This window comes from Campylobacter concisus, from assembly GCF_002913715.1.
In the GTDB taxonomy this organism is placed as follows: domain Bacteria; phylum Campylobacterota; class Campylobacteria; order Campylobacterales; family Campylobacteraceae; genus Campylobacter_A; species Campylobacter_A concisus_AG.
The window spans coordinates 482,495-507,646 of sequence record NZ_PPCE01000009.1; the positions used below are offsets into that span (position 1 = coordinate 482,495).

Below are 25,152 nucleotides of genomic sequence, written 5' to 3' on the forward strand. Positions count from 1 at the left end.
AAAGTGACACGTAACGAAAAAACTGAAGTTGTTGCAAAATTAGAGAGTGAATTTAAAACTGCTGAAGCTATTGTAGTTTGTGACTATCGTGGCCTTTCAGTAAAGAAACTTGAAGTTTTAAGAAATTCTGCTAAAGAACAAAATGTAAAAGTTCAAGTTATTAAAAATACTCTTGCAAATATTGCTCTTAAAAATTCTGATAAAGTCGGAATGGAACTCAAAGATACAAATATATATCTTTGGAGTGAAGATCAATTAGCAGTAACTAAAGTAGCCGCAAAATTTGAAGAGTCTAATGCTGATCTTTTCAAAATAAAAACAGCTTATATTGATGGCGAAGTTGCTAGCGTTGATAAAGTTAAAGCTCTATCTAAAATGCCTAGCCGTGATGAGCTTATTGCGATGCTTTTACAAGTTTGGAATGCGCCAATTCAAAATTTCACAATTGGTTTGAATGCGCTTAAAGAGAAAAAAGAACAATCAGCTTAATTTAAATTAAAAAATAATAAGGATTAAAAATGGCAATTACTAAAGAAGATGTATTAGAGTTTATATCTAATCTTTCTGTACTTGAGCTTAGTGAACTTGTAAAAGAGTTTGAAGAGAAATTTGGTGTTAGCGCAGCTCCTGTAATGGTAGCTGGTGGTGCTGTTGCAGCAGGCGGTGCAGCAGCTGCAGCAGAGGAAAAAACAGAATTTAACATTGTCTTGGTTGATTCTGGTGATAAGAAAATCAACGTTATTAAAGTTGTTAGAGCGCTTACTGGTCTTGGTCTTAAAGAAGCTAAAGACGCAGTTGAGGGAACACCATCTGTTCTTAAAGAAGGTGTTAGCAAAGATGAGGCTGAGGCAGCTAAAAAAGAGCTAGAAGAAGCTGGTGCTAAGGTTGAACTTAAATAATTTTTTATTATTTGAGCTTAATATTTCAAGAGAGGGCACAGGCTCTCTCTTTTTTAAATTTTAGATGCCTTGTTAAAAGGCTATACTTTTCTTTCAAAATCACCACGAGGTAGATGCAATGTTAAATAGCTTATACTCAGGAAATCGTCTTAGGGTTGACTTCTCTAATGTCGTTAAGGAGATAGACGTTCCGAACCTACTACAACTACAAAAAAAGAGCTTTGATAATTTTTTAAATCTAAATAACAATCAAGCAGAAAGCGGTATAGAAAAAGTTTTTAAATCAATCTTTCCAATACATGATCCACAAAATCGTTTGACTTTAGAATATGTTGGCTCAGAAATTGGAAAACCAAAATATACAATCAGAGAGTGTATAGAAAGAGGTCTTACATACTCTGTAAATTTAAAGATGAAAATACGTCTTATCGTTCATGAGAAAGATGATAAGACAGGTGATAAAGTCGGTGTTAAAGATATAAAAGAACAAGAAATTTTTATACGCGAAATTCCACTAATGACTGATAGAATTTCATTTATTATAAATGGTGTTGAGCGTGTTGTTGTAAATCAACTCCATAGAAGCCCAGGTGTTATTTTTAAACAAGAAGAGAGCGCGACTGTTGCAAATAAATTAATTTATACAGCTCAAATAATACCTGATCGTGGCTCTTGGCTACACTTTGAATATGATACAAAAGATATTTTATATGTTAGGATAAATAAACGTAGAAAAGTACCAGTAACTATATTATTTAGGGCGCTTGGATATAAAAAACAAGACATTATTAAGTTGTTTTATTCAATACAAAATTTAATTATTAAAAATAACAAATTCTTAACTCTTTTTAATCCTGAAGATTATTTGGGAAGAGTTGAATATGATATAAAAAACGAAGATGGAGAAATTCTTCACCAAGCAGGCAAGCGTCTAACCAAGAAAAAAGCTGATAAGTTGATTGAAGATGGCGTAAAATTCGTTGAATACCCAGTTGAAGCACTTATTGGTAGATATTTGGCAAACCCTGTAATAAATACAGAGAGTGGAGAAATTTTATATGATACACTATCTGCTCTTGACGAGAATAAACTTGCAAAAATTTTAGCTGAGCATGAAAGTATTGAGATTATAAATAACTCTGCTGCTGGTGTTGATGATGCAATTATAAATTCTTTCATAGCTGACAACGATATGCTTAAGGTTTTAAAACAAACTGAGGGCGTGGATGATGAAAACGATCTTGCAGCTATTAGAATTTATAAGGTTATGAGACCAGGAGAGCCAGTTGTCAAAGAGGCTGCAAAGAGTTTTGTAAATGATATGCTATTTAACCCTGAGAGATATGATTTAACAAAAGTTGGTCGTATGAAGATGAATCATAAGCTCTCACTTGATGTACCAGAATACGTTACCTTACTAACAAGCGAAGATATCATAAAAACTGCAAAATATCTTATAAAGGTTAAAAACGGACAAGGTCACATTGATGACCGAGATCACCTTGGCAACCGCCGTATAAGGTCAATCGGTGAGCTACTCGCTAGCGAACTTCACCTTGGTTTTGTAAAGATGCAAAAGGCAATCCGCGACAAATTTACAAGCTTAAGCAATAATACTGAAGAGATTATGCCATACGACCTTATTAACCCAAAAATGATCACAGCTACAATTATGGAATTTTTTACAGGTGGTCAGCTAAGCCAGTTTATGGATCAGACAAACCCACTTAGTGAAGTTACTCACAAGCGCCGTCTATCTGCACTTGGCGAGGGCGGCCTAGTAAAAGAACGTGCTGGATTTGAGGTGCGTGACGTTCACCCAACTCATTACGGCAGAATTTGTCCGGTTGAGACTCCAGAAGGTCAAAATATTGGTCTTATCAATACGCTTTCAACCTATGCAAAAGTAAATGATCTTGGCTTTGTTGAAGCACCTTACAAAAAAGTTATAGATGGCAAAGTGACTGATGAGATAGTTTATTTAACCGCAACTCAAGAGGAGGGCAATGTTATAGCTCCAGCATCAACTAAACTTGATGAAAATGGACACATTGTTGAGGACTTGATTGAGGTTAGAAAAGATGGCGAGATGATGCTTGCCCGTAGAGAAGATGTTACTTTGATCGACCTTTGTTCTGGTATGATAGCTGGTGTTGCGGCTTCACTTATTCCATTCCTAGAGCATGATGATGCTAACCGTGCTCTCATGGGTTCAAACATGCAACGTCAGGCAGTGCCACTACTTCGCTCAACTGCTCCTATTGTTGGAACAGGTATGGAAAGCGTTATTGCAAGAGATGCATGGGAAAGCGTAAAAGCAAAACGTAGTGGTGTGGTTGAAAAGGTTGATAATAAAAATATATTCATTTTAGGCGAAGACGAAGCTGGTCCATATATTGATCACTACTCTTTGGAGAAAAATTTAAGAACAAACCAAAATACGACTTTTTCTCAACATCCGATAGTTAAAAAAGGTGATGAGATCGTTGCTGGTCAAATAATTGCTGACGGTCCAAGTATGGAAAAAGGCGAGCTAGCCATTGGTAAAAACGCACTAATTGCATTTATGCCTTGGAATGGCTACAACTACGAAGACGCGATCGTCATTAGTGAAAAAATGATACGTGAAGATGCTTTTACAAGTGTCCATATCTATGAAAAAGAGATCGAGGCTCGTGAGTTAAAAGACGGAGTTGAGGAGATAACAAAAGATATACCAAACGTCAAAGAAGAGGAGCTTATGCACCTTGATGAGAGTGGTATTGTCAAAATTGGTACAGAGATCAAGCCTGGTATGATCCTTGTTGGTAAAGTATCTCCAAAAGGCGAGGTTAAGCCAACTCCAGAAGAGAGACTATTACGTGCGATCTTTGGTGAAAAGGCTGGCCACGTGGTAAATAAATCGCTTTACGCTTCAGCTTCGATGGAAGGCGTGGTTGTTGATGTTAAAATTTTCACCAAAAAAGGTTATGAAAAAGATAGCAGAACAAATAAAGCTTACGAAGAAGAGAAGACTCTTTTAGAAAAAGAACATCACGATAGACTGCTTATGCTAGACCGCGAAGAGATGCTAAAAGTTACAGCACTTCTTTCTAAAAATCCACTAGCAAGCGATCAAGAGGTAAATAAAAAAGAGTATAAAAAAGGCTCAAAGATCAATAAGGCTGATCTTGAAAATATAAATAGGTTTACTCTAAATGCTATCGTTAAAAGCTTTTCAAAAGATATTCAAAAGAAATACGATGAGCTAAAAAATTACTTCCAAAATGAGAAGAAAAAGCTTAAAGAAGAGCACGACGCTAAGATAGAAATTTTAGAAAAAGACGATATTTTACCAAGCGGTGTTGTAAAACTTGTAAAAGTTTACATAGCTACAAAACGCAAACTAAAAGTCGGCGATAAGATGGCTGGACGTCACGGTAATAAAGGTATCGTTTCAAATATAGTTAGAGAAGTCGATATGCCGTATCTTCCAAGCGGTCAGATTGTAGACATCGTGCTAAACCCACTTGGCGTTCCAAGCCGTATGAACATCGGTCAAATTTTAGAGAGCCACCTTGGTCTTGTTGGCTATCGCTTAGGTGAGCAGATCAATGAAATTTTTGAAACTAAAAAAGGCGAGTGGATAAAAGAGCTAAGAGCTAAGATGATAGAGATAGCAGGTGTTGCTAAGCTAATGGACGCTAAAAAAGCTCTTGGTAAGATGAGCGATGAGAAGCTTCTTGAATATGCAAAAGATTGGAGTAATGGCGTAAGATTTGCAACTCCGATTTTTGAAGGCGTTAAAGCTGACGAATTTGCAAAACTATTTGAGATGGCAAAAATAGATAGCGACGGCAAAACTGAACTATATGACGGACGCACAGGCTCAAAGATAAGAGAACGTGTTAATGTTGGTTGTATGTATATGCTAAAACTTCACCACTTGGTTGATGAGAAAGTCCACGCAAGAAGCACTGGACCATATAGCCTTGTTACACAGCAACCTGTCGGTGGTAAGGCACTATTTGGTGGTCAAAGGTTTGGTGAGATGGAGGTTTGGGCACTTGAGGCTTATGGTGCTGCCCATACACTAAGAGAGATGCTAACTGTAAAATCAGACGATGTTGAGGGAAGACTATCTGCTTATAAAGCTTTAACAAGAGGTGAAAACGTTCCTGAGACTGGTATCCCTGAGACGTTCTTTGTTCTAACAAACGAGCTAAAATCACTAGCTCTTGATGTAGAAGTATATGATGAGGATGAGACAAATGAAACTAACTAATTTAAAACCAGTTGAGATAAAAGAAGAGCATAGACCTCGTGATTTTGAAGCTTTTCAACTTCGTTTAGCAAGTCCTGAGAAGATAAAATCTTGGAGTTATGGTGAGGTTAAAAAGCCAGAAACTATCAACTACCGCACACTAAAACCTGAGCGTGACGGCTTGTTTTGTGCCAAAATTTTTGGACCGATCCGTGACTACGAGTGCCTTTGCGGCAAATATAAAAAGATGCGTTATAAAGGCATCAAGTGTGAAAAGTGCGGCGTTGAAGTAACGACATCTAAAGTACGCCGCTCTCGCATGGGTCACATTGAGCTTGTAACTCCAGTGGCTCACATCTGGTATGTAAATTTCTTACCAAGCCGTATTGGTGCACTTCTTGGTATTAAGATGAAGGATCTTGAGCGCGTACTTTACTATGAGGCATACATTGTTGATAATGCTGGCGAGGCTTATTACGACAATGAAAATTCTAAAAAAGTTGAAAAATACGATGTTTTAAATGAAGAGCAATATCAAAGCCTAGCTTCAAGATACGAAGAGACTGGTTTTACAGCTAGAATGGGTGGTGAGGTCATCTATGATATGCTAGCCGAGCTTGATTTGATGGAAATTTTAAATCAACTAAAAGAAGAGATGGAGTCTACAAATTCTGAGGCCAAGAAAAAGACTATCGTAAAACGCCTAAAAGTTATCGAGAGCTTTTTAAATTCAGGCAACCGCCCAGAGTGGATGATGATAACAAATTTACCAGTTCTTCCACCTGATCTTAGACCGCTAGTCAGCCTTGATGGTGGTAAATTTGCTGTTTCAGACGTAAACGACCTATATCGCCGCGTAATAAACAGAAATAGCCGTCTAAAACGTCTACTTGAGCTTGACGCACCTGAGATCATTATAAGAAATGAAAAGAGAATGCTTCAAGAAGCTGTTGATGCGCTATTTGACAATGGCCGCAGAGCAAATGCAGTAAAAGGTGCAAATAAGCGCCCGCTAAAATCACTAAGCGAGATCATCAAAGGTAAGCAAGGCCGTTTCCGCCAGAATTTGCTAGGTAAGCGTGTTGACTTCTCTGGACGTTCTGTTATTGTTGTTGGTCCAAAGCTAAAGATGGATCAGTGCGGTCTTCCAAAGAAGATGGCTTTAGAGCTATTTAAACCACATTTGCTTGCTCGCCTTGAAGAAAAAGGCTATGCGACAACTGTTAAGCAAGCTAAAAAGATGATAGAAGATAAGACAAATGAGGTTTGGGAGTGCTTAGAAGAGGTCGTTAAAGATTATCCAGTCATGCTAAACCGTGCTCCGACACTTCACAAGCTCTCTATCCAGGCGTTTCACCCAGTGCTTGTTGAGGGCAAGGCGATCCAGCTTCACCCACTAGTTTGTGCGGCGTTCAACGCTGACTTCGACGGTGACCAAATGGCTGTTCACGTACCACTATCGCAGGAAGCTATCGCTGAGTGCAAAATTTTGATGCTTAGCTCAATGAACATCTTGCTTCCTGCAAGTGGTAAGGCTATCACAGTCCCTTCACAAGATATGGTTTTGGGAATTTATTACCTAAGCCTAGAGAGAAACGATGAAAAAGGTGCAAATAAAATTTTCTCAAGCGTTGATGAAGTAATGATCGCTGAAGAGGCTAATACTCTTGGTCTTCATGCAAAAATTAAGACAATGGTTGATAACAAGATCATCTTTACGACGGCTGGTCGCTTGATTTTAAGAGCAATACTTCCTGATTTTGTTCCTGAAAATATGTGGAATAAGATCATGAAGAAAAAAGACATTGCAAATTTGGTTGATTATGTTTATAGAAATGGCGGTCTTGAAGTAACGGCTGACTTCCTTGATAAGCTTAAAAATTTAGGCTTTAGATATGCGACAAAAGCGGGAATTTCTATCTCTATTGCTGATATAATCGTGCCAGATAGCAAGCAAAAATATATTGACGAAGCTAAGAAAAAAGTTCGCGAAATTCAAAAGCAATACGGCGCTGGTCTTTTAACAGATAGTGAGAGATACAACAAGATCATTGATATCTGGACAGATACAAACAACAGCGTTGCAAGCGAGATGATGAAGCTTATCCAAAATGATAAGGGCGGATTTAACTCTATTTATATGATGGCAGACTCGGGTGCGAGAGGTAGTGCAGCGCAGATTCGCCAGCTAGCTGGTATGCGTGGTCTTATGGCAAAACCTGATGGTTCGATCATCGAAACGCCGATCATTTCAAACTTCCGTGAAGGTCTAAATATAATGGAGTACTTTAACTCTACCCACGGAGCTAGAAAAGGTCTTGCAGATACAGCGCTAAAAACTGCTAACGCCGGTTATTTAACAAGAAAACTAATCGACGTAGCACAAAACGTTAAAGTAACAATGCATGACTGCGGTACACACGAGGGTGTTGAGATCACAGATATTACAGAGAGCGGCGAGCTAATAGAAAGCCTTGAAGAAAGAGTCTTGGGCCGTGTTTTAGCAGATGATGTGATCGATCCTATAACTAATGAAATTTTATTTAGCGAAGGCACGCTACTTGATGAAGAAAAAGCTAGAGCTATAACTGAGGCTGGTATAAAATCAGTGAGCATTAGAACGCCTATTACTTGCAAAGCACCTAAAGGTGTTTGTGCAAAATGCTACGGCTTAAATTTGGGCGAGGGCAAACTTGTAAAACCAGGCGAGGCAGTTGGTATTATCTCAGCTCAGTCTATCGGTGAGCCAGGTACACAGCTAACACTAAGAACATTCCACATCGGTGGTACGGCTTCTACTGAGCAACAAGATCGTCAAGTAATTGCTCAAAAAGAAGGTTTTATTAGATATTACAACCTTAATACTTATGATAACGGCGATAAGAAGATCGTTGCAAATAGAAGAAGCGCAGCTGTGCTACTTGTTGAGCCAAAGATTAAATCAACGATTGACGGCAAAATAGAGATCGAATATGCCCACGAAGATGTAAATATCGTGATAAAAGGTAAAAAAGAAGAGGTTAAATATACAATTAGAAGAAATGATCTTGCTAAGCCAAACGAATTAGCTGGTGTTAGCGGAAAGATCGAAGGAAAGATGTATATACCTTATGTAAGTGGCGATAAAGTAAAAGAGAATGAAAGTATCGTTGAGATAATAAAAGAGGGTTGGAATATCCCAAATCGTATCCCATACGCTAGTGAACTTAAAATTTCAGACGGAGATCCGGTAACTCGTAAAATTTTAGCCGACGCAAATGGTGTGGTTAAATTTTTCATACTAAAAGGTGATTATCTTGATAGGGTTAAAGATATCAAAAAAGGTCACAAAGTAACTGAAAAAGGTTTCTTTGTGGTTGTTTCTGATAAAGATGGACGTGAGGCAGTTCGCCATTATATCCCAAGGAATTCTATCATCCAAGTTTCTGATAATGATGCAGTTGAGAGAGCAACAGTAGTCTCATTGCCTGAAAAAGATGATAAGTTGATTATTGCTGAGTGGGACCCATACTCAACTCCAACTATTGCTGAAGAAGCTGGTGTGGTTAGCTTTGAGGATATTGAGCCAGGATATAGTGCGACTGAGCAAGCAGATGAGGCGACTGGACAAAGACGTCTTGTTATCAATGAGTATTTGCCAAGCGGTGTAAAACCTGCGATTATTATCGCTACTAAAAAAGGAAATTTAATTAAGTATCCGCTTGATCCAAAAACTGCGATCTTTGTCTCAAGTGGTGATGAAGTAGCTCAGGCTGATATTTTGGCCAAGACCCCAAAAGCTGTTGCTAAGTCAAAAGATATTACCGGCGGTCTTCCAAGAGTTAGTGAGCTATTTGAAGCAAGACGCCCTAAAAATACAGCTATTGTTGCAGAGATTGATGGTGTGGTTAGATTTGATAAGCCACTTCGCTCAAAAGAGCGCATAATCATCCAAGCCGAAGATGGCACAACTGCTGAGTATTTGATCGAGAAAAGTCGTCAGATTCAAGTAAGAGATGGGGAATTTGTCCACGCTGGCGAGAAACTAACTGATGGGCTAATCTCAAGCCACGATATTTTAAGAATTCTTGGCGAAAAAGCGCTTCATTATTATTTGATTAGCGAGATTCAACAAGTTTATCGTCGCCAAGGTGTTGCGATCGCAGATAAACATATCGAGATCATCGTCTCTCAAATGCTTCGCCAGGTTAAAATCGTTGATAGTGGAAATACAAATTTCATAGTTGGCGATATGGTCTCAAGAAATAAATTTAAAGAAGAGAACGAGCGCATCATGAACATGGGTGGTGAGCCAGCTATTGCTGAGCCGATCCTTCTTGGTGTTACAAGAGCGGCTATCGGAAGTGATAGTGTGATCTCTGCTGCATCGTTCCAAGAGACAACTAAAGTCTTAACAGAAGCATCGATTGCTGCTAAATTTGACTATCTTGAGGATCTAAAAGAGAATGTTATCCTTGGGCGTATGATCCCGGTTGGAACTGGTTTTTATAAGGATAAAAAAGTAAAAATCAAAGAAAACTAGTCCTTTAAGCCCCTATTTTTGGGGCTTAACCTCCTTAAAAAATTAAATCAATTAAAAATTTACAAGCTATTAACTATCACCTAATAAAATCCTTATTTTTAAATCACATCATGGAGAATTCATGAAAAATGTTGATCTTGGACTTTTATTTATACGTTTAGGTCTTGGTATCTGCCTTTTTATGCATGGTTTTGGTAAAATTTTACATGGACTTAGTGGGGTAAAAGGTATATTAGTAAATGCTGGTTTGCCTGGATTTTTGGCATATTTTTCTTACCTTGGAGAGGTCTTAGCACCCATTATGTTAATTATTGGTTTTTATTCAAGAGTAGGTGCTATCCTAGTTTTAGGCACTAGTATTACTATTTTATACTCGTACTATGGATTTACAAATTTATTTGCATTAAATGAAGTTAATGGTTTTAAATCAGAACTTATTTACCTTTATATTGCTATTTCACTTTGTATTCTTTTGACAGGTAGTGGCAAATATGCTGTCAAACAAGACTAATGCAAAATAAAGACAGCAGAATTTTTATAAAATCAAGAATTAGGTGAGTAAGTCTAACTTATTAACCGTTATTTAAGTTTATTTTAAATAAAATTAGGTCTTTTTAATAAATTTAGTTGAAAGGAATTATTGTGCCAACCATAAATCAATTGGTCAGAAAAGAACGCAAGAAAGTGACTGTTAAGTCAAAATCTCCAGCGTTAAAAGAGTGCCCTCAAAGAAGAGGAGTTTGCACTAGGGTTTATACTACAACTCCTAAAAAACCAAACTCAGCTTTGAGGAAAGTTGCCAAAGTTAGGCTAACAAGTGGTTTTGAAGTCATCAGCTATATCGGCGGTGAAGGTCATAACCTACAAGAACACAGTATCGTTTTAGTTCGCGGCGGTAGGGTTAAAGACTTACCAGGTGTTAAATATCACATCGTTCGTGGTGCACTTGATACTGCTGGTGTTGCAAAAAGAACAGTTTCTCGTTCTAAATATGGTGCTAAACGCCCTAAAGCTGGCGCTGCAGCTGCAACAAAAAAGTAAAAATTTAGGTTCGCAGACGTTGCTAAAATTTGCAAACGTTTGAGTAAAATTTCATAAAAATTTGAAGGAAAGATCAAAATGAGAAGAAGAAAAGCCCCTGTAAGGGAAGTCTTACCTGATCCGATTTACGGAAATAAAATAATCACTAAATTTATTAATTCTCTTATGTATGATGGCAAAAAAAGCGTCGCTACTGAGATAATGTATGGTGCTATTAAAGCCATAGAAAAGAAAAATGCTGAGGTTAAAGGCATCGATGTTTTTAATGATGCTATCGAAAATGTAAAACCTATTCTAGAAGTTAAATCACGCCGTGTTGGTGGTGCTACTTATCAAGTACCAGTTGAGGTTCGCCCAGCTCGCCAACAAGCTCTTGCTATCCGCTGGCTTATAACTTACGCTAGAAAAAGAAGCGAAAGAACTATGATAGATAAACTAGCGAATGAGCTCTTAGATGCGGCAAACTCAAAAGGTGCATCTTTCAAGAAGAAGGAAGATACTTACAAGATGGCAGAGGCTAATAAAGCATTTGCTCACTACCGCTGGTAAGAAAGAATTAGTATGGCAGAGAGAAAAACGCCTTTACATAAGGTAAGAAATATCGGTATTGCGGCTCACATTGATGCTGGAAAGACAACTACTAGTGAGAGAATTTTATTCTTTACTGGTATGAGCCATAAAATAGGTGAGGTTCATGATGGTGCTGCTACCATGGACTGGATGGAACAAGAAAAAGAGCGTGGTATTACTATTACTTCAGCTGCAACTACGGCATTTTGGAAGGGTTATCAAATAAACCTAATTGACACTCCGGGACACGTTGACTTTACTATCGAAGTTGAGCGTTCTATGCGTGTTCTTGACGGTGCTGTTTCAGTATTTTGTTCTGTTGGTGGTGTTCAACCACAATCAGAAACTGTTTGGAGACAAGCAAATAAATATCACGTACCAAGAATTGTTTTTGTTAATAAAATGGACAGAATTGGTGCAAATTTCTTTAGAGTTGAAGAGCAGATCAGGGAAAGACTAAAAGCAAACCCAATTCCTATTCAAATTCCTATAGGTGCCGAGGATAACTTTAGAGGTGTGGTTGACCTTGTAAGAATGAAAGCTTATGTTTGGAATGATGAGAAAAAACCAACTGACTACGTTGAAGAAGAAATTCCAGCTGAAGTTAAAGAAAAAGCAGAGGAATACCGTGCAAAACTAATCGAAGCAGTTTCAGAGACAGATGATAGCTTGATGGAGAAATTTTTTGCTGGTGAAGAGCTAAGTGAAGAAGAGATCAAAAAAGGCATAAAAGCAGGCTGCTTGAGAATGACTATCACGCCTATGCTTTGCGGAACTGCGTTTAAAAACAAAGGAATTCAACCTCTACTTGATGCTGTTGTTGATTATTTACCAGCTCCAGATGAGATCGCAGCAATAAATGGTGTTTATGAAGATGGCGCTGAAGTAACTGTTGAAAGTACAGATGATGGCGAATTTGCCGCTCTTGCGTTTAAGATTATGACTGACCCATTTGTTGGACAGCTAACATTTATCCGTGTTTATAGAGGAAGCCTTGAAAGTGGTAGCTATGCTTACAACACAGTTCAAGACTGCAAAGAGAGAATCGGTCGCTTGCTAAAAATGCACTCAAATAAACGTGAAGAGATTACCGAGCTTTTTGCTGGTGAGATCGGCGCTGTTGTTGGTCTAAAAAATACTCTAACAGGTGATACTCTAGCTAGTGAAAAAGATAAAGTTATCCTTGAGAGAATGGACTTCCCTGAGCCAGTTATTAGTGTTGCAGTCGAGCCAAAAACAAAAGCTGACCAGGAAAAAATGGCAATAGCACTTCAAAAACTAGCTCAAGAAGATCCAAGTTTTAGAGTTAGTACAGACGAAGAGAGTGGTCAAACTATTATTAGTGGTATGGGTGAGCTTCACCTTGAGATCATTGTTGATCGTATGCTTCGTGAATTTAAAGTTGATGCTGAAGTTGGTCAACCACAAGTTGCTTATCGTGAAACTATTCGTAAGACAGTTGAACAAGAGTATAAGTATGCTAAACAATCAGGCGGTCGTGGTCAATATGGTCACGTATTTTTACGTATTGAGCCGCTTCCAGCTGCTAGTGGATTTGAATTTGTTAATGATATCAAAGGTGGTGTTGTTCCAAAAGAATATATTCCAGCTGTTGAAAAAGGTTGCAAAGAGGCACTTCAAAGTGGTGTTCTTGCTGGTTACCCAGTCGAAGATGTTAAAGTTACCCTTTTTGATGGTAGCTACCATGAAGTTGACTCATCTGAAATGGCATTTAAACTTGCTGCTTCAATGGGATTCAAGGAAGGTGCTAGAAAGGCAGGTGCTGTTATTCTTGAGCCTATGATGAAGGTTGAAGTTGAAACTCCAGAAGAGTATATGGGTGATGTTATAGGCGACCTTAACAAACGCCGTGGCCAAGTAAATTCAATGGATGATAGAAATGGTGTGAAGATCATTGCAGCTTATTGTCCATTAGCTCAAATGTTTGGATATTCAACAGATCTTCGCTCAATGACTCAAGGCCGTGCAACTTATTCAATGGAATTCGATCACTACGAAGAAGTTCCTAAAAACGTAAGTGATGAGATCATTAAAAAAAGAAATGGCTAATTAACCAAGGAAGGGCAGAGTAATCTGTCCTTCAAAAATTAATTATTCTGATAAAATCTATCTACAAAATATGTGAATTGTCCTCATAGCTCAGCTGGATAGAGCGTAGAATTCCTAATTCTAAGGTCACAGGTTCGAACCCTGTTGGGGACACCATCATACAATCGCCTTTGTAAAATACAAAGTGCTCAAACAAGTGTTTTTTAAATATACTAAAACGTATAATAAGATATAGCAATTTATAAAAATGCTCTTATGCTGATCAGTATAATATAGTAAAAGAAAAAATGTAAAGAATGGACTTTATAAAAAAGATTACAAGTGATATGCAAATAAGATCACTAATATCAAAGAGAAATTTTATAAAAACATAATGGTAAATGACTATATTTCCATCAATCTAGTCGGTTTATCTATATATGCATTCGTAGTGGGTTTAGCTTTTTTATCAATACGTTATATTATTAATTTTTATCTAAACTAATAAATTTTATCAACAAAAATTTTTATATATTTAATAATCCGTGCTAACATTTCAAAAATTTATTTAAGGAGAATAGATGAAAAAAATTTTACTTTTAGGAGCCGTTTGTTGCATGTTGTCAGCTGATGTTAAAACCGTTAACATAAGCCCAGATGAGATCAAAAAATATGATCAGATTATCGATATAAGAACTCCATCTGAGTGGCAAGAGACTGGCGTTATCGCAGGTGCAAAGACTATAACTTTTAATCCAAACGATAAGAGTGCATTTTTGGAGGAGCTTTCAAAGGCAGTTGATATCAAAAAACCTATTGCTCTTGTTTGCAGAAGCGGCAGAAGAAGTACGGCAGCAGCCGCAGCGATAGATAGCTCAGATCTTAAGATAATAAATTTAGATGGAGGTATGAGTAGCTTGATCGAGCAAGGCTATAAAACTACGCCTTATAAAAAATAGACAAATTTTGTGATCCTATATTTGACTACAAGATAAATTTATTTTGTAGTCAAATTTTATATCAAATAATAAAATTTATTATTTGATTAACCACCGATTAACTCTAGCTATATATAATTTCATCATATTTATAATAAAGAAGGAGACAAAATGTCAAAAGTTATTTTACAATTAAATGTTATTCAGGCTGATGCAAATGCACTTTATATTAAATTTCACGATCTTCACTGGAATGTAAAAGGTATTCAATTTTTTAGCGTTCATGAATACACAGAAAAAGCTTACGAAGATATGAGTGAGATATTTGACGATGCAGCTGAGAGAGCTCTCATGCTTGGTGGCAGACCTATCGTCAAGGCTGAGGAGCTAGCAAAAGTTACTCACATCAAACACGAGCCAAAAGAAATTTACACTCCAACTGAGGTTTTAGAGATTGTCTTGGCTGATTATAAACACCTTTTGGGCGAGTTTAAAAAGCTTGACGAACTTGCAGAAGGCGATACAACAACTCAAATGTATGCACAAGATCAAATCGCAAAATTTGAAAAAGCGATCTGGATGCTAAACGCAACACTTAGCAAATAACTACTAGCGGGAGTTTTCCCGCTTTATCTAAATAAATTCTATTTTTTGGCGATATTGATTTTATAAATTTTAAGGAGCCAAAATGAAAATTTCTCAAATCGCAAACTCATATAATAGTTCAAGCCTAAAAGAAAATGTAAAATCAGAAATTTCACTTCATAAAGATGAAAAAGGTATCTCTAAAAAAGAGTCTGAAATTACAAATTTAACAGCCAAAGATATTTCAAATAGCTACTTTTTGCAGTATCAAAAAGAGATCGTTAAAAGTAGTAGTTCAAATTTATTAGCTCAAGGTGGCTTAAGCTTTAATGCGCCTAAAGATTTATCAGAAATTTTATCAGGACTTGATCTTGTAAGTACCGGCTATAACGGTAAATCTTTAAACGAGCTAAGTAGTGACGAGGCAAATGATCTTATTAGTGAGAATGGATTTTTTGGTATTGCAAATACGGCTGAGAGGATAGCTAGCTTTGTGCTAAATGGTGCAGGTGATGACGTGGAAAAACTAAAAGCCGGTAGAGAGGGCGTGGCAAAGGGTTTTGAGGATGCGAAGAAAATTTGGGGAGGTGAGCTCCCTGAAATTTCACAAAAGACTATTGAAAAGACCCTTGAGACACTTGATAAAAAGATCGCCGAGCTTGGCGGTAACGTTTTAAATGTTTCAGCTTAACTATCTTAGGCAGGCTCGCCTAAGATAAATTTATATGATTGTGCATATAAATTTAGATACGAGCCTTTAAATTCCCGCAAAATTTATTTAATCTTAAAAGTTATACTTCGCCGTTTTACACTAAGGAGAAGAGATGAAAGCTAAAATTTTACTTCCACTGGCAACTGCTATCATGTTTTTGGGTTGCTCATTTTTTGAGGACAACCCACCAGTGCGAAAACAGCCAAGACAGGTCATGCAAAATACACCAGCAAAAAGCTCGATCAAAGGTTTTATAAAAGAGGTTACATATAAAGATTCAAAATACTGCTATGAAATAGTGGCGAGCGATACAAAAAACCACAAACTCAATAAAGCAAATTTTTGTGCAAATAGATACTATTATGATAAAGGCGACTTGGTCTATGCGACCTTTTATGCAGATAAACTTATAGATATGCTTCTTATAAAAGAGGGCGGCTCTCGTGGCTTATATAATGGTATAAAAAAGCCGCAAAATGAAGTGATTATTAAAAGAAAAAATGTAAAAACAAATATCGAAGTGCCAAAAGAGGAAAAAATTTCTTTTTAATTACCGTTGATTTACTGCTTGCTTATATAATTTCAACAGCAATCAAAACTAGAACTCCTTTTAAGGGGCAAGCAACGGCCCCTTCTTATTTTACTTAATTTTTTAAGATACTTTTTTAAGGGCCAAATTATCAAAATATACTTTTTTGGTTAAAATCAGTAAACGATTGGTAACAAAAATTAAAAATTTTATGATTTTTTAAGCTTTAAATTAAAATTTATAGATTATAATCATTGTCACAAAACCTTAAAAGGAGAAAAAATGAAACTAACAAAAATTAGTTTAGCCACTTTGGTTGCTTTAGGTGCATTTTCAAGCGTAGCAAGTGCTACCCCACTTGAAGAAGCTATAAAAAATGTAGATCTTTCAGGATTTGCAAGATATAGATATACAAATACTCACAATAAAGATACAGAGCAAAGTGATGTTGCAAAAAAAAGCAAAGCTAATCATCAATTTAGAATGGTTACAAACTTTAAAGCCGCTATTGATGATAACTTTTTTGGTGTTATTGGTTTAAGATATAACTCTGTTGATGGCTCAGGCGATAACGCTAAAACAGATGATGCAGATGGTACAGATAAAACAGATACAACAAAGACATTTGCTGTTCACCAATTCTATCTTGGTTATAAAGCTGGAAATACTACTATCACAGCCGGTAAACAAGCCATTGGTTCATACTTTACTGATGATGCAGTTGGTACAGGTGTAAGAGTGGTAAATAAAGATATCGAAGGTCTTACGCTTACAGCTTTAGCGTTTGATGCTATCTCTAGTGAATGGGCTGATGGTACTTTATATGCAGAAGCAGATCCTAAAAAACCAAAATTAAAAGCTACCAGTCTTTTAAACAGCTATGATGTTGGTAACCTATATGCAGCTGGTATCGCTGGCTCATATGATCCTATCAACTTCCAACTATGGTATGCTAGCCTAACAAACTTAGCTGACGTACTTGCAGCTGATGTTTCAGCAAATTTTGCTATTAATGATGATATTTCTTTAGGTGCAAGACTTAACTATGTAAATAGTTCAGCAGATAAAGAAGCAAAAGGGTATTTAACTTCAGAAAATGGTGCTAAGTACAATGATGGTAATTTCTATGCTGGCGAACTTTCAACTTCACTATTTGGTCTTGATCTAGCTGCTGGTTATATCGGCTGGAAAGTTCAAGATAAAGGTGTAACATCATTTAGCTTTGAAGATCAGGCTGCTCTAATTGATGCTGGTGAAGATGTATTTGATTGGACATTTACAGAAGGTAAAGGTAACTTCCTCTATGCAACAAGTGCTTATACATTTGATAAATTTACAGTTGGTTTAGACTATGTAAAAGGTACTCAAAAAGTATTTGGCGGTACTGGTAATCCGGACATAAAAGATAAAGTTGAGGAATTCGTTCCAAGATTCGCTTACCAATACAGCAAGAAGTTGAAATTTAGCTCATTCTACTCTTTCCAAACACATAAATTACCTGATGATGTAAAAACAAAAGAAGATAAATTCAGATTTGAAGCTAAATACTCATTCTAATTCATAGCTCATTAATCAACTTATGATATAATCCCGGGTCGGAGTAATCTGATCCGGGATTTTTAAATTTAGAGCAAAATTTCAAGGAAAGTTATGAAAAGTATTAAAATTTCTTTTTTGGCGTGTTTTTTGGTGGCAAATGCCTTTGCAGCTTCACAAGTCTACTATATAGAAGCTCGTGGTGAGTTTGGTAAAGAACTTGCTGAAATGGCAAAAAAGCAGGCTAATGATAGAAATGAAAAAGTAAATGTCTATATTGATGAAGATCCAAGACGCTATAAAGATAATAGAATTTTAAAATTGGGCGTTGATAGAAAGGGTAGATATAGTGTTTCTTTAGGTAAGGAGCTTTATGAAAAGCAATGTTCTAGCTGTCATGGCGAGAATGCTGATAAAAGGCCATTTGGTTCAACACCTCTAAAAAATATGGATGCTAAAGATATTGAAGATAGCATCATCTCTTATAGAAGTGACTCAAGTTTTGGCGGAAGCGGCAAAAATGTAATGCAAAACCAAGCTAAAATTCTTTCAAATAATGATCTTGGCGCGATTCTCGCCTATCTAAAAGGCAAAGATGCATTTGCTGAACGAGACACAAATGAAAACAAACCGGTCTCTACTCAAACAAAGCAAGGCAGTTATTTAAGATAATTTTCACTTTGGTGGCTTTGTCATAATATAAATAAAAGGAAGCAGATGTTAAATCCAAAATCATTATTTTTAAGTATGGGCTCAGCTATCATTTTGATGATAATCTTTGCCATAGCTAGCGGAGCCGCTACGATAATAGAAAGTAAAACTAGTACAGAAGCTGCATGGTACTATGTTTATGGTGCCAGCTGGTTTGCTCTCATTCAACTACTTCTTGGCATAAATTTGACCTATAATATCTTTAGATATAACTTAATCGATCCCAAAAAACTTCCTTCGCTTATCTTTCACCTTGGTTTTATCGTTATCTTAATCGGTGCTGGTATAACAAGATACATTGGCTTTGAGGCTGATATGCATATAAGAGAAAAAACTCAGTCAAATATCGTTACGACAAAAATATCCTATTTAAATTTAACCGCATTAAACGATAATGGAGGAGAGATAAGCGCTGCTTTGCCGTTAGGACTTTCTGATACAAAAAAAGGTTTTGATCTAAAGCTAAAAATAGTAGATAATGAAGCTAATTTAAAATTTAAAGAATTTGTACCAAATGCAAGCTATAAGTTTGTGGATGATAAAAACGGGCAACCAGTAGTGGAATTTGTGGTTTCAAACGAGAGTGAAAGTGAAGAAATCTTCTTGTTGGAAGAAGAGGAAGCAAGAGTTGCAGATATTAGTTTTATCTTTAATGCTAAGCCAGACGAGAGTAAAAAATATGTGCTTTTTAAATTAGTGGACGGAAATTTCACAGTTACTTCAAATACTGATCTTTCAAAATTTACAATGAGTGATAGTTCAAAAACTGAGTTAAAAGCTGGTAGTGTAAGTGATTTTGGCATGGGCAGTCTTTATACTATTTCAAATATAAATTTTGCTCCAAGATTAGTTTCGACTCATGCCTCAAGGAAGCTAGTTAGCACAAAAGATAGCGAATTTAACGCCTTGATAGCTGAATTAAATTATAAAGGCGAGAGTAAAGAGATGCATATTTTTTATAACCTAACAGAACCTTCACGCTTGGCTGTGGCTGGACAAAAATTTAACGCTTCATGGGGTGCACAGCAAGTTAAACTTCCGTTTAGCTTATACTTAGAAGATTTTGAGCTTAAAAGATATCCTGGCTCAAATTCGCCTATGAGCTATTCAAGTGAAGTTATTGTAAAAGATGATACAAACATGTCGGGGCTTGACTATAAAATTTATATGAATCATGTGCTTGACTATGATGGTTATAGATTTTTCCAAAGTTCATACGATACAGATGAAAAGGGAACCATTCTCTCTGTCAATAAAGATCCAGGTAAGATACCAACTTATATCGGGTACTTTTTACTTGGGCTTGGCTTTGTGTTAAATGTTGTAAATCCTGGTAGCCGTTTTAGAAAACTAGCTAAGTTAATAGACAATGAATCAACAAAGGGTGGTAAAAAGGTTGTTGCTATCATTGCCATTATGCTTTTAAGTTTAAATTTTAGCTCATTAAAGGCTGAAGACTTTTTGCCTAATATCAGCAAAGAGCACACACAAAAGCTTTCTAGGCTTATTGTACAAAGCTCAGATGGTAGAATGAAGCCATTTGACACTCTTAGCAAAGAAATTTTAAATAAAATACATAGAAGCGAGAACATAAATAGCCTAAATTCGAATCAAGCAATGCTTTCAATAATGGTAACTCCTGATTTTTGGCGAAGTGAAAAAATTATCTCACTTGGACAAAGCAAGGAACTAAAAAAAGAGCTTGGCATAGATGAAAATGCAAAATATGCAAGTTTTAATGATTTTTTTAGAGCCACAAAAGATGGCGGAAGTGAATATAAACTCACAAAATTTGCCGAAATTGCTAATCGCAAGCACCCTGGATCACGCAATACATTTGATAAAGATGTGATCAAGATCGATGAGAGATTGAATGTTTTTTATATGATATTTATTGGTGAAATTTTTAAAATTTTTCCAAAACAAGATGACCCATCAAACTCTTGGTATTCGCCTGCTAGTGCAATGATGTACTTTCCGCCTAAGGAGGCTGATCTAGTCATCAATATGATGAGAGAGTATTTTGCAGCAGTTGATGCAGCAACAAAAGATAATGATTGGAGTAAGGCTGATGCCGCACTTGATAAAATTTCAGCCTATCAGCAAAAGTATGGTTCTGCTGTAATGCCAAGTGAAGAAAAGATAAATATAGAAATTTTGTTTAATAAAATTCAAATTTTTGAGCGATTGACACCGGTTTATCTTTTGGCAGGCCTTGCACTTTTATTTTTTGTTTTTGTCAAAATGCTAGCTCCAAAGGTTCAGATAAATGGCATTGTAAAGATTGTGTATATTATAAATTTACTAGCTTTTTTTGCTCACACTGTCGGACTTGGACTTCGTTGGTACATTGCTGAGCATGCGCCTTGGAGTAACGCTTATGAATCGATGGTCTATATCGCTTGGGCTTTAGGATTTTCTGGTATCGTCTTTGCAAAACGTAGCCCTATCGCCCTTGCTCTTACGTCTATATTGGCTGGCGTTACATTGTTTGTTGCGCACCTTAGCTGGATGGATCCGCAGATCACTACACTTGTGCCTGTACTTCAAAGCTACTGGCTAACAATACATGTCTCTGTCATTACTGCAAGTTATGGATTTTTAGGGCTTTGCGCGTTACTTGGTGGCTTTACACTATTGCTTATCATTTTGCAAAATAAGAAAAAGCCAAATCCAGAAATTTCTCGTAATATTCTTGAAGCTACTCGTATAAATGAGATGGCTATGATACTAGGACTTAGCTTGCTTACTCTTGGAAATTTCCTGGGCGGTGTCTGGGCGAACGAGAGTTGGGGCAGATATTGGGGCTGGGACAGCAAGGAGACTTGGGCGCTAGTTTCGATACTTGTTTATGCCGCAGTTCTTCATATAAGATTTATTCCAAAGCTAAACAATCAATATGCGTTTGCAGTTGCTTCGTTCTTTGCTTATTGGTCGATTATTATGACTTATTTTGGTGTAAATTTTTATTTAGCTGGCATGCACTCATATGCAGCAGGAGATCCATTGCCAGTGCCTGATTTTGTCTGGATTAGTATCGTGATAATGGTGCTTATGAGTATTTTGGCATTTACAAAGCGATCACTTTGCTCAAGGCTTTAGATGCTAATAAAAGGCCTAATAGTTTTCTTTGTTGTATTGCTATTAATTGCAATTTGTGTGTTAATCTATATACTTTTAAGAAATAGGGATTATAGCAGCGAAACAAAGGAACTTGTATTAGAAAAAGAAGAGATAACGATCGAAAAGCTTGAAAAGCTTGCAGGTGATAATAGTTTAAGTAAAAACGAGCTTTTCGAACTTATTCAAATCTTTGTAGGAAATTTTAGTATACCAGCCAAAAATAACCAAGTCATGCCAAAAGAGGCAAATAACTATATAAATTTCATAATTTTAATCTGCTCTCATAAAAATTCTGATGCAAAGCTCATCAGTTTTTTAGACAAAGAAGCTAAAAAGAAAAATCCAAGCTATATTGTCGAGATAGAAGAGAGTGAGAAAATCGGCATAGAAAATCGCAAAAATCGTAGATAAATTTATTTAAAAAAGTGTAGTTAAATATCTTAAAATTAAATTTGGCATAAAAATGAGTTCTTATGATTTTGATTCTATGTACGTGATATTTCTTATTTTATTTTCAATCGTATTGCCTATATTTTTGATAATTCCTGCAGGTAGATATAACATAAAGGTTTATGCGAGTAAATTTGATCTAATTGGACTTCATATAATTTTTCCAATCATTATATTGCCTACTTTGGTAAGTGCTTTTATTTTAGTTTGTAGCTTTTTAAATATTTCAGATTATACTGGTTTAAGCTTTGTGTTCTATGCTTTTTTGATTCTAATGATAGCCTATATAATTTATGGTTTTTATGTTTGTATCAGATATAACTACGGTTTTTTTCATTGCATCGTAGCGCTTTTTTTAAGATTTAATTATGTTGCACCACTTATTTATCTAATCTTTTTAGGTGGAAAAAACTACAAAGATGACAAAGAGATAACCTCTAAAAATATTAAGGACTTAAAATTTTTTGATCAGTTTAGATTTTCTATTTATAATTTAATTGCTATTAGAAACTAAAAGTATTTTAAGAGCATTAAAGACTTTGTAATTAGAGAAATTTATTAAAAGCAAAAGAAATTTTTATATCTTTCTTGTCTTTAAAATTTTAGTCCAAAGCAGGTTTTTGTTTTGTCTTATCGTTTTTAAGTTTATCTTTTTTGGCTTCAAACTCAGCTATTACATTCGCATCAGGAAATAAATACCCATCCTCAACCATCAGATCAACTGCTTTTTTAAACATAGGCAAGGCACTTTGAGCACCGAAGTAGTAGTAAGGTCTTTTAGGATCCCTTGCTAAAACGCCTATTGTGTAGCTATTGCCCCTTGTGTCATTTACAAAGCCAAAAAATGAGCCATTGTAGGTATTGCTGTATCCACCACTACCTGAGGCAATGTGTGCAGTTCCAGTCTTGCCACCTATCTCAAGCCCTGGTGTAAAGGCTTTTAGTCCAGTACCTTTTTCAACCGTTTTTATTAAAATTCTCTTCATTATCTTTGCGGTTTCTTGTGATATAACTTGAGCTGGCTCGGACTTTGGCAAATCGTATCTTTTTCCATTTCTCTCTAAGTAGGCAACCATGTGAGGAGTAACTTCAATGCCTTTATTGTTAAATGTATTGTAGGCTTTTAAAAGCTGCATAAATGTAGCTTGCAAGCCATATCCGTAGCTCACAGTCGCCTTATATGTCGATGAGTTTAGCTTTGTAACTGTTGGCATCATACCTACTTGCTCGTAAGGTAGATCTATGCCAGTCTTTCTTGAAAAGCCAAAATTTAAAAGTCCTTGATAAATTTGTGGCCCATTTAAACGCTCAACAAGCTGAATCATGCCGATGTTTGAACTGTGTACGATTATATCTTCAGCGCTCATAAAAGGCTCTGGATGGGTATCTTTGATTATCCTTTTGCCAAGTTGGTATCGGCCATTATAGGTATTTACAAGCTCAAATGGATTTACTTTCTTCTCTTGAAGTAAGATAGAAAATATAAATGGCTTAAAAACCGAGCCAACTTCATAAGCATATTCGCTAACGGTAGAGTTTAGAGCGCTATAATCTTGCTTTCTTATGTTTGAAGGATCATACCTTGAGCTAGAGGCTAGAGCTAAAATTTCTCCATTTTTGCTATTCATTATACAGATGACTAGCTCTTTTGCATCTAGAAATTCACGCTTTTCATCTAAAATTTGCTCTAGTTTAGTTTGAAATTTTAATGGTATAGAGAGCACCGCATTGTAGCCATCTACTCTTGTTGCTAAATTTGAGTCACTTGTTAAAATGATATTATTTCCAATATCACGAGGCCCTAAAATTTTTGCATTTTGTATCGGAGCTAAATAATCTTCATAATATCTCTCAAGACCTTTTACACCTTTGCTTTTTGTAAGCGCGTCACTTTCAGTTTTGCTCACGTAGCCAATAGCTGGTGTGAGGGCATCTTTTGACATAAATTTACGATTTTGTCCGCTCTCCATTACTCTCATGCCCTGAAATGAAGCAAGTCCTGTTTTTGGATCAAGGTATGAAACCAAAATGCTCTTGCGATTCAGCTTTCTTGAGAGCTCTTGAAGGTAGGTAGCACCTTTTGCATCAATGCTATATGAGAGTGTAACGATGCCTTTTGTACCATTTATAATCTTTCTTACTTTGTTTGGATCGTCGCCGCTGTAAAGCGAATATAGCTTGATAAACATCTCTTTTTTATTAGGATCGATGTTTCTAGTATCAAGCATCACTTTGTAAAGCTTTTGACTTGAAGAGATGCTAAAGCCATCTTTTGTGATTATATTACCACGAATTGCTGTATTTATATCGCTTGTTTGAAGCCTAGGAAGCTTTCGCTCGATACTTGCTCTATAAAATATGACAAGCACAAATATTGAAATTCCAAAAGTAATTAATAAAAAAAGTATGGTTATTTTTGATTTTCTGGAATTCATTAATGGCTTAAATTTGTGTTCTAGAAATTTCTTTATAAGCACTTAGTGCTTTGTTGCGAATTTCTAGCATAAGCTTCATGCTAGTCTCTGCTTTGCCTATCGCAATAGCAGCTTGGTGAAGATCTTTTACCTCGCCAGTTGCAAGATCGGCTATGGCTTTATCTGCGTTGATTTGGACTTTATTTAGCTCTTTTAAAGAGTCGTTTAGAGCATTTTCGAAGCCACCTTCTTCGCCTGATTTTGCTATTTTATTTGAATTTTCATTTTTATTTATTTTGTCTAAATTTATACTATTTATCATTATGCTTGTCCTGAAATAAGTGATATCGCACTTTGTGCTATTGTTTTTGCGTTTTGAAAGGCTGCCACGTTTGCTTGGTATGCCCTTGTTGCTTCAAGTAGGTCAGACATCTCGATGACTGGATTTATATTTGGAAATGCGACGTAGCCATTTGCATTTGCGTCTGGATGGCTCGGGTCGTATTTTAGTTGAAAGTCCTTATCGTCACGTACTACTTTATCCACAATCACGCTAGTTAGGGCAGGGTAAGCATTTCTTGGTGAGCTTGGATCATCTAGTGGATTTTCATACTCGAGCAGACTTTGTGAGCTTTTAAGCTGATCGTTTAAAATTTTATCAAAATTCATCTCTTTAAAGATCACCTCTTGTCTTCTATATGGTCCACCTTCAGCCGTTCTTGTAGTTTGAGCATTTGCTATGTTTGAGCTGATGACGTTCATTCTGAAGCGTTGTGCGCTTAGTCCGTATCCACTAATATCAAAATCGTTTAAGTATGACATCATCTCTC

At 36.3% G+C, this 25,152-nt stretch carries 20 protein-coding genes and 1 tRNA gene; 18 read left to right on the forward strand and 3 right to left on the reverse strand.

Translation table 11 applies throughout. The annotated features are described in order from the left end of the window. The first annotated feature begins 3 nt into the window (after window positions 1–3). The 18 genes from rplJ (at window position 4) to CYO92_RS06515 (ending at window position 22,422) form a co-directional block, all read left to right on the forward strand. On the forward strand, window positions 4–489 hold the full coding sequence (rplJ, locus tag CYO92_RS06430) for a 50S ribosomal protein L10 (RefSeq protein WP_021090459.1): 486 nt from the start codon (window positions 4–6) through the stop codon (window positions 487–489). A 29-nt stretch (window positions 490–518) separates the two neighbouring features. After that, window positions 519–899 carry a 50S ribosomal protein L7/L12 gene (gene rplL / locus CYO92_RS06435; RefSeq protein ID WP_021090592.1) on the forward strand — a complete coding sequence of 127 codons (381 nt, stop codon included), beginning with the start codon at window positions 519–521 and terminating at the stop codon, window positions 897–899. Window positions 900–1,017: 118 nt separating this feature from the next. Continuing rightward, the gene (gene rpoB / locus CYO92_RS06440) at window positions 1,018–5,163 is read left to right on the forward strand and encodes a DNA-directed RNA polymerase subunit beta (protein WP_103589487.1); all 4,146 of its coding nucleotides are present in this window, start codon (window positions 1,018–1,020) and stop codon (window positions 5,161–5,163) included. Further along, window positions 5,150–9,664 (forward strand): DNA-directed RNA polymerase subunit beta', encoded by a 4,515-nt coding sequence (rpoC, locus tag CYO92_RS06445; RefSeq protein ID WP_021091033.1) that lies wholly within the window; start codon window positions 5,150–5,152, stop codon window positions 9,662–9,664. The genes rpoB and rpoC overlap by 14 nt, the downstream gene beginning before the upstream one ends. 121 nt (window positions 9,665–9,785) lie before the next feature. Beyond that, complete coding sequence (locus CYO92_RS06450; RefSeq protein WP_103589486.1) at window positions 9,786–10,175, forward strand: DoxX family protein; 390 nt, start codon at window positions 9,786–9,788, stop codon at window positions 10,173–10,175. A 131-nt stretch (window positions 10,176–10,306) separates the two neighbouring features. Continuing rightward, window positions 10,307–10,705: a 30S ribosomal protein S12 gene (rpsL, locus tag CYO92_RS06455; protein WP_021090705.1), complete on the forward strand. Its 399-nt coding sequence runs from the start codon at window positions 10,307–10,309 to the stop codon at window positions 10,703–10,705. A 78-nt stretch (window positions 10,706–10,783) separates the two neighbouring features. Next, window positions 10,784–11,254, forward strand: a complete 471-nt coding sequence (gene rpsG, locus CYO92_RS06460) for a 30S ribosomal protein S7 (RefSeq protein WP_021090980.1) — start codon at window positions 10,784–10,786, stop codon at window positions 11,252–11,254. A 12-nt stretch (window positions 11,255–11,266) separates the two neighbouring features. After that, window positions 11,267–13,345 carry an elongation factor G gene (fusA, locus tag CYO92_RS06465; RefSeq protein ID WP_087576841.1) on the forward strand — a complete coding sequence of 693 codons (2,079 nt, stop codon included), beginning with the start codon at window positions 11,267–11,269 and terminating at the stop codon, window positions 13,343–13,345. Window positions 13,346–13,424: 79 nt separating this feature from the next. Beyond that, a tRNA-Arg gene (locus CYO92_RS06470) sits at window positions 13,425–13,501 on the forward strand. Between the two features lie 404 nt (window positions 13,502–13,905). Beyond that, window positions 13,906–14,283 (forward strand): rhodanese-like domain-containing protein, encoded by a 378-nt coding sequence (locus CYO92_RS06475; protein WP_021090898.1) that lies wholly within the window; start codon window positions 13,906–13,908, stop codon window positions 14,281–14,283. Between the two features lie 150 nt (window positions 14,284–14,433). Continuing rightward, window positions 14,434–14,868, forward strand: coding sequence for a Dps family protein (locus CYO92_RS06480; RefSeq protein ID WP_021090517.1), 435 nt, complete (start codon window positions 14,434–14,436; stop codon window positions 14,866–14,868). An 82-nt stretch (window positions 14,869–14,950) separates the two neighbouring features. Further along, entirely contained in the window at window positions 14,951–15,538 is a 588-nt protein-coding gene (locus CYO92_RS06485) for a hydrogenase-4 component G (RefSeq protein WP_103589485.1), read from the forward strand. 133 nt (window positions 15,539–15,671) lie between these two features. Continuing rightward, window positions 15,672–16,109, forward strand: a complete 438-nt coding sequence (locus tag CYO92_RS06490) for a hypothetical protein (RefSeq protein ID WP_021090479.1) — start codon at window positions 15,672–15,674, stop codon at window positions 16,107–16,109. A gap of 261 nt (window positions 16,110–16,370) precedes the next feature. After that, the gene (locus tag CYO92_RS06495) at window positions 16,371–17,645 is read left to right on the forward strand and encodes a major outer membrane protein (RefSeq protein ID WP_103589484.1); all 1,275 of its coding nucleotides are present in this window, start codon (window positions 16,371–16,373) and stop codon (window positions 17,643–17,645) included. A 93-nt stretch (window positions 17,646–17,738) separates the two neighbouring features. After that, window positions 17,739–18,296 (forward strand): c-type cytochrome, encoded by a 558-nt coding sequence (locus tag CYO92_RS06500; protein ID WP_103589483.1) that lies wholly within the window; start codon window positions 17,739–17,741, stop codon window positions 18,294–18,296. Between the two features lie 45 nt (window positions 18,297–18,341). Further along, window positions 18,342–21,437 (forward strand): cytochrome c biogenesis protein CcsA, encoded by a 3,096-nt coding sequence (gene ccsA, locus CYO92_RS06505; protein WP_103589482.1) that lies wholly within the window; start codon window positions 18,342–18,344, stop codon window positions 21,435–21,437. Continuing rightward, entirely contained in the window at window positions 21,438–21,869 is a 432-nt protein-coding gene (locus CYO92_RS06510) for a fatty-acid--CoA ligase (RefSeq protein ID WP_103589481.1), read from the forward strand. It begins immediately after the preceding gene. A gap of 52 nt (window positions 21,870–21,921) precedes the next feature. Then, window positions 21,922–22,422 (forward strand): hypothetical protein, encoded by a 501-nt coding sequence (locus CYO92_RS06515; RefSeq protein ID WP_223155485.1) that lies wholly within the window; start codon window positions 21,922–21,924, stop codon window positions 22,420–22,422. 88 nt (window positions 22,423–22,510) lie between these two features. Here CYO92_RS06515 and CYO92_RS06520 read toward each other — a convergent pair whose 3' ends face one another. The 3 genes from CYO92_RS06520 to flgC are packed head-to-tail and all read right to left on the reverse strand — an operon-like array spanning window position 22,511 to window position 25,144. Then, window positions 22,511–24,343 carry a peptidoglycan D,D-transpeptidase FtsI family protein gene (locus tag CYO92_RS06520; protein ID WP_072594993.1) on the reverse strand — a complete coding sequence of 611 codons (1,833 nt, stop codon included), beginning with the start codon at window positions 24,341–24,343 and terminating at the stop codon, window positions 22,511–22,513. A gap of 7 nt (window positions 24,344–24,350) precedes the next feature. Beyond that, window positions 24,351–24,644: a flagellar hook-basal body complex protein FliE gene (gene fliE, locus CYO92_RS06525; RefSeq protein ID WP_103589480.1), complete on the reverse strand. Its 294-nt coding sequence runs from the start codon at window positions 24,642–24,644 to the stop codon at window positions 24,351–24,353. Next, complete coding sequence (gene flgC / locus CYO92_RS06530) at window positions 24,644–25,144, reverse strand: flagellar basal body rod protein FlgC (RefSeq protein WP_103589479.1); 501 nt, start codon at window positions 25,142–25,144, stop codon at window positions 24,644–24,646. Before flgC ends, fliE begins: the two co-directional genes overlap by 1 nt. Window positions 25,145–25,152 lie beyond the last annotated feature (8 nt).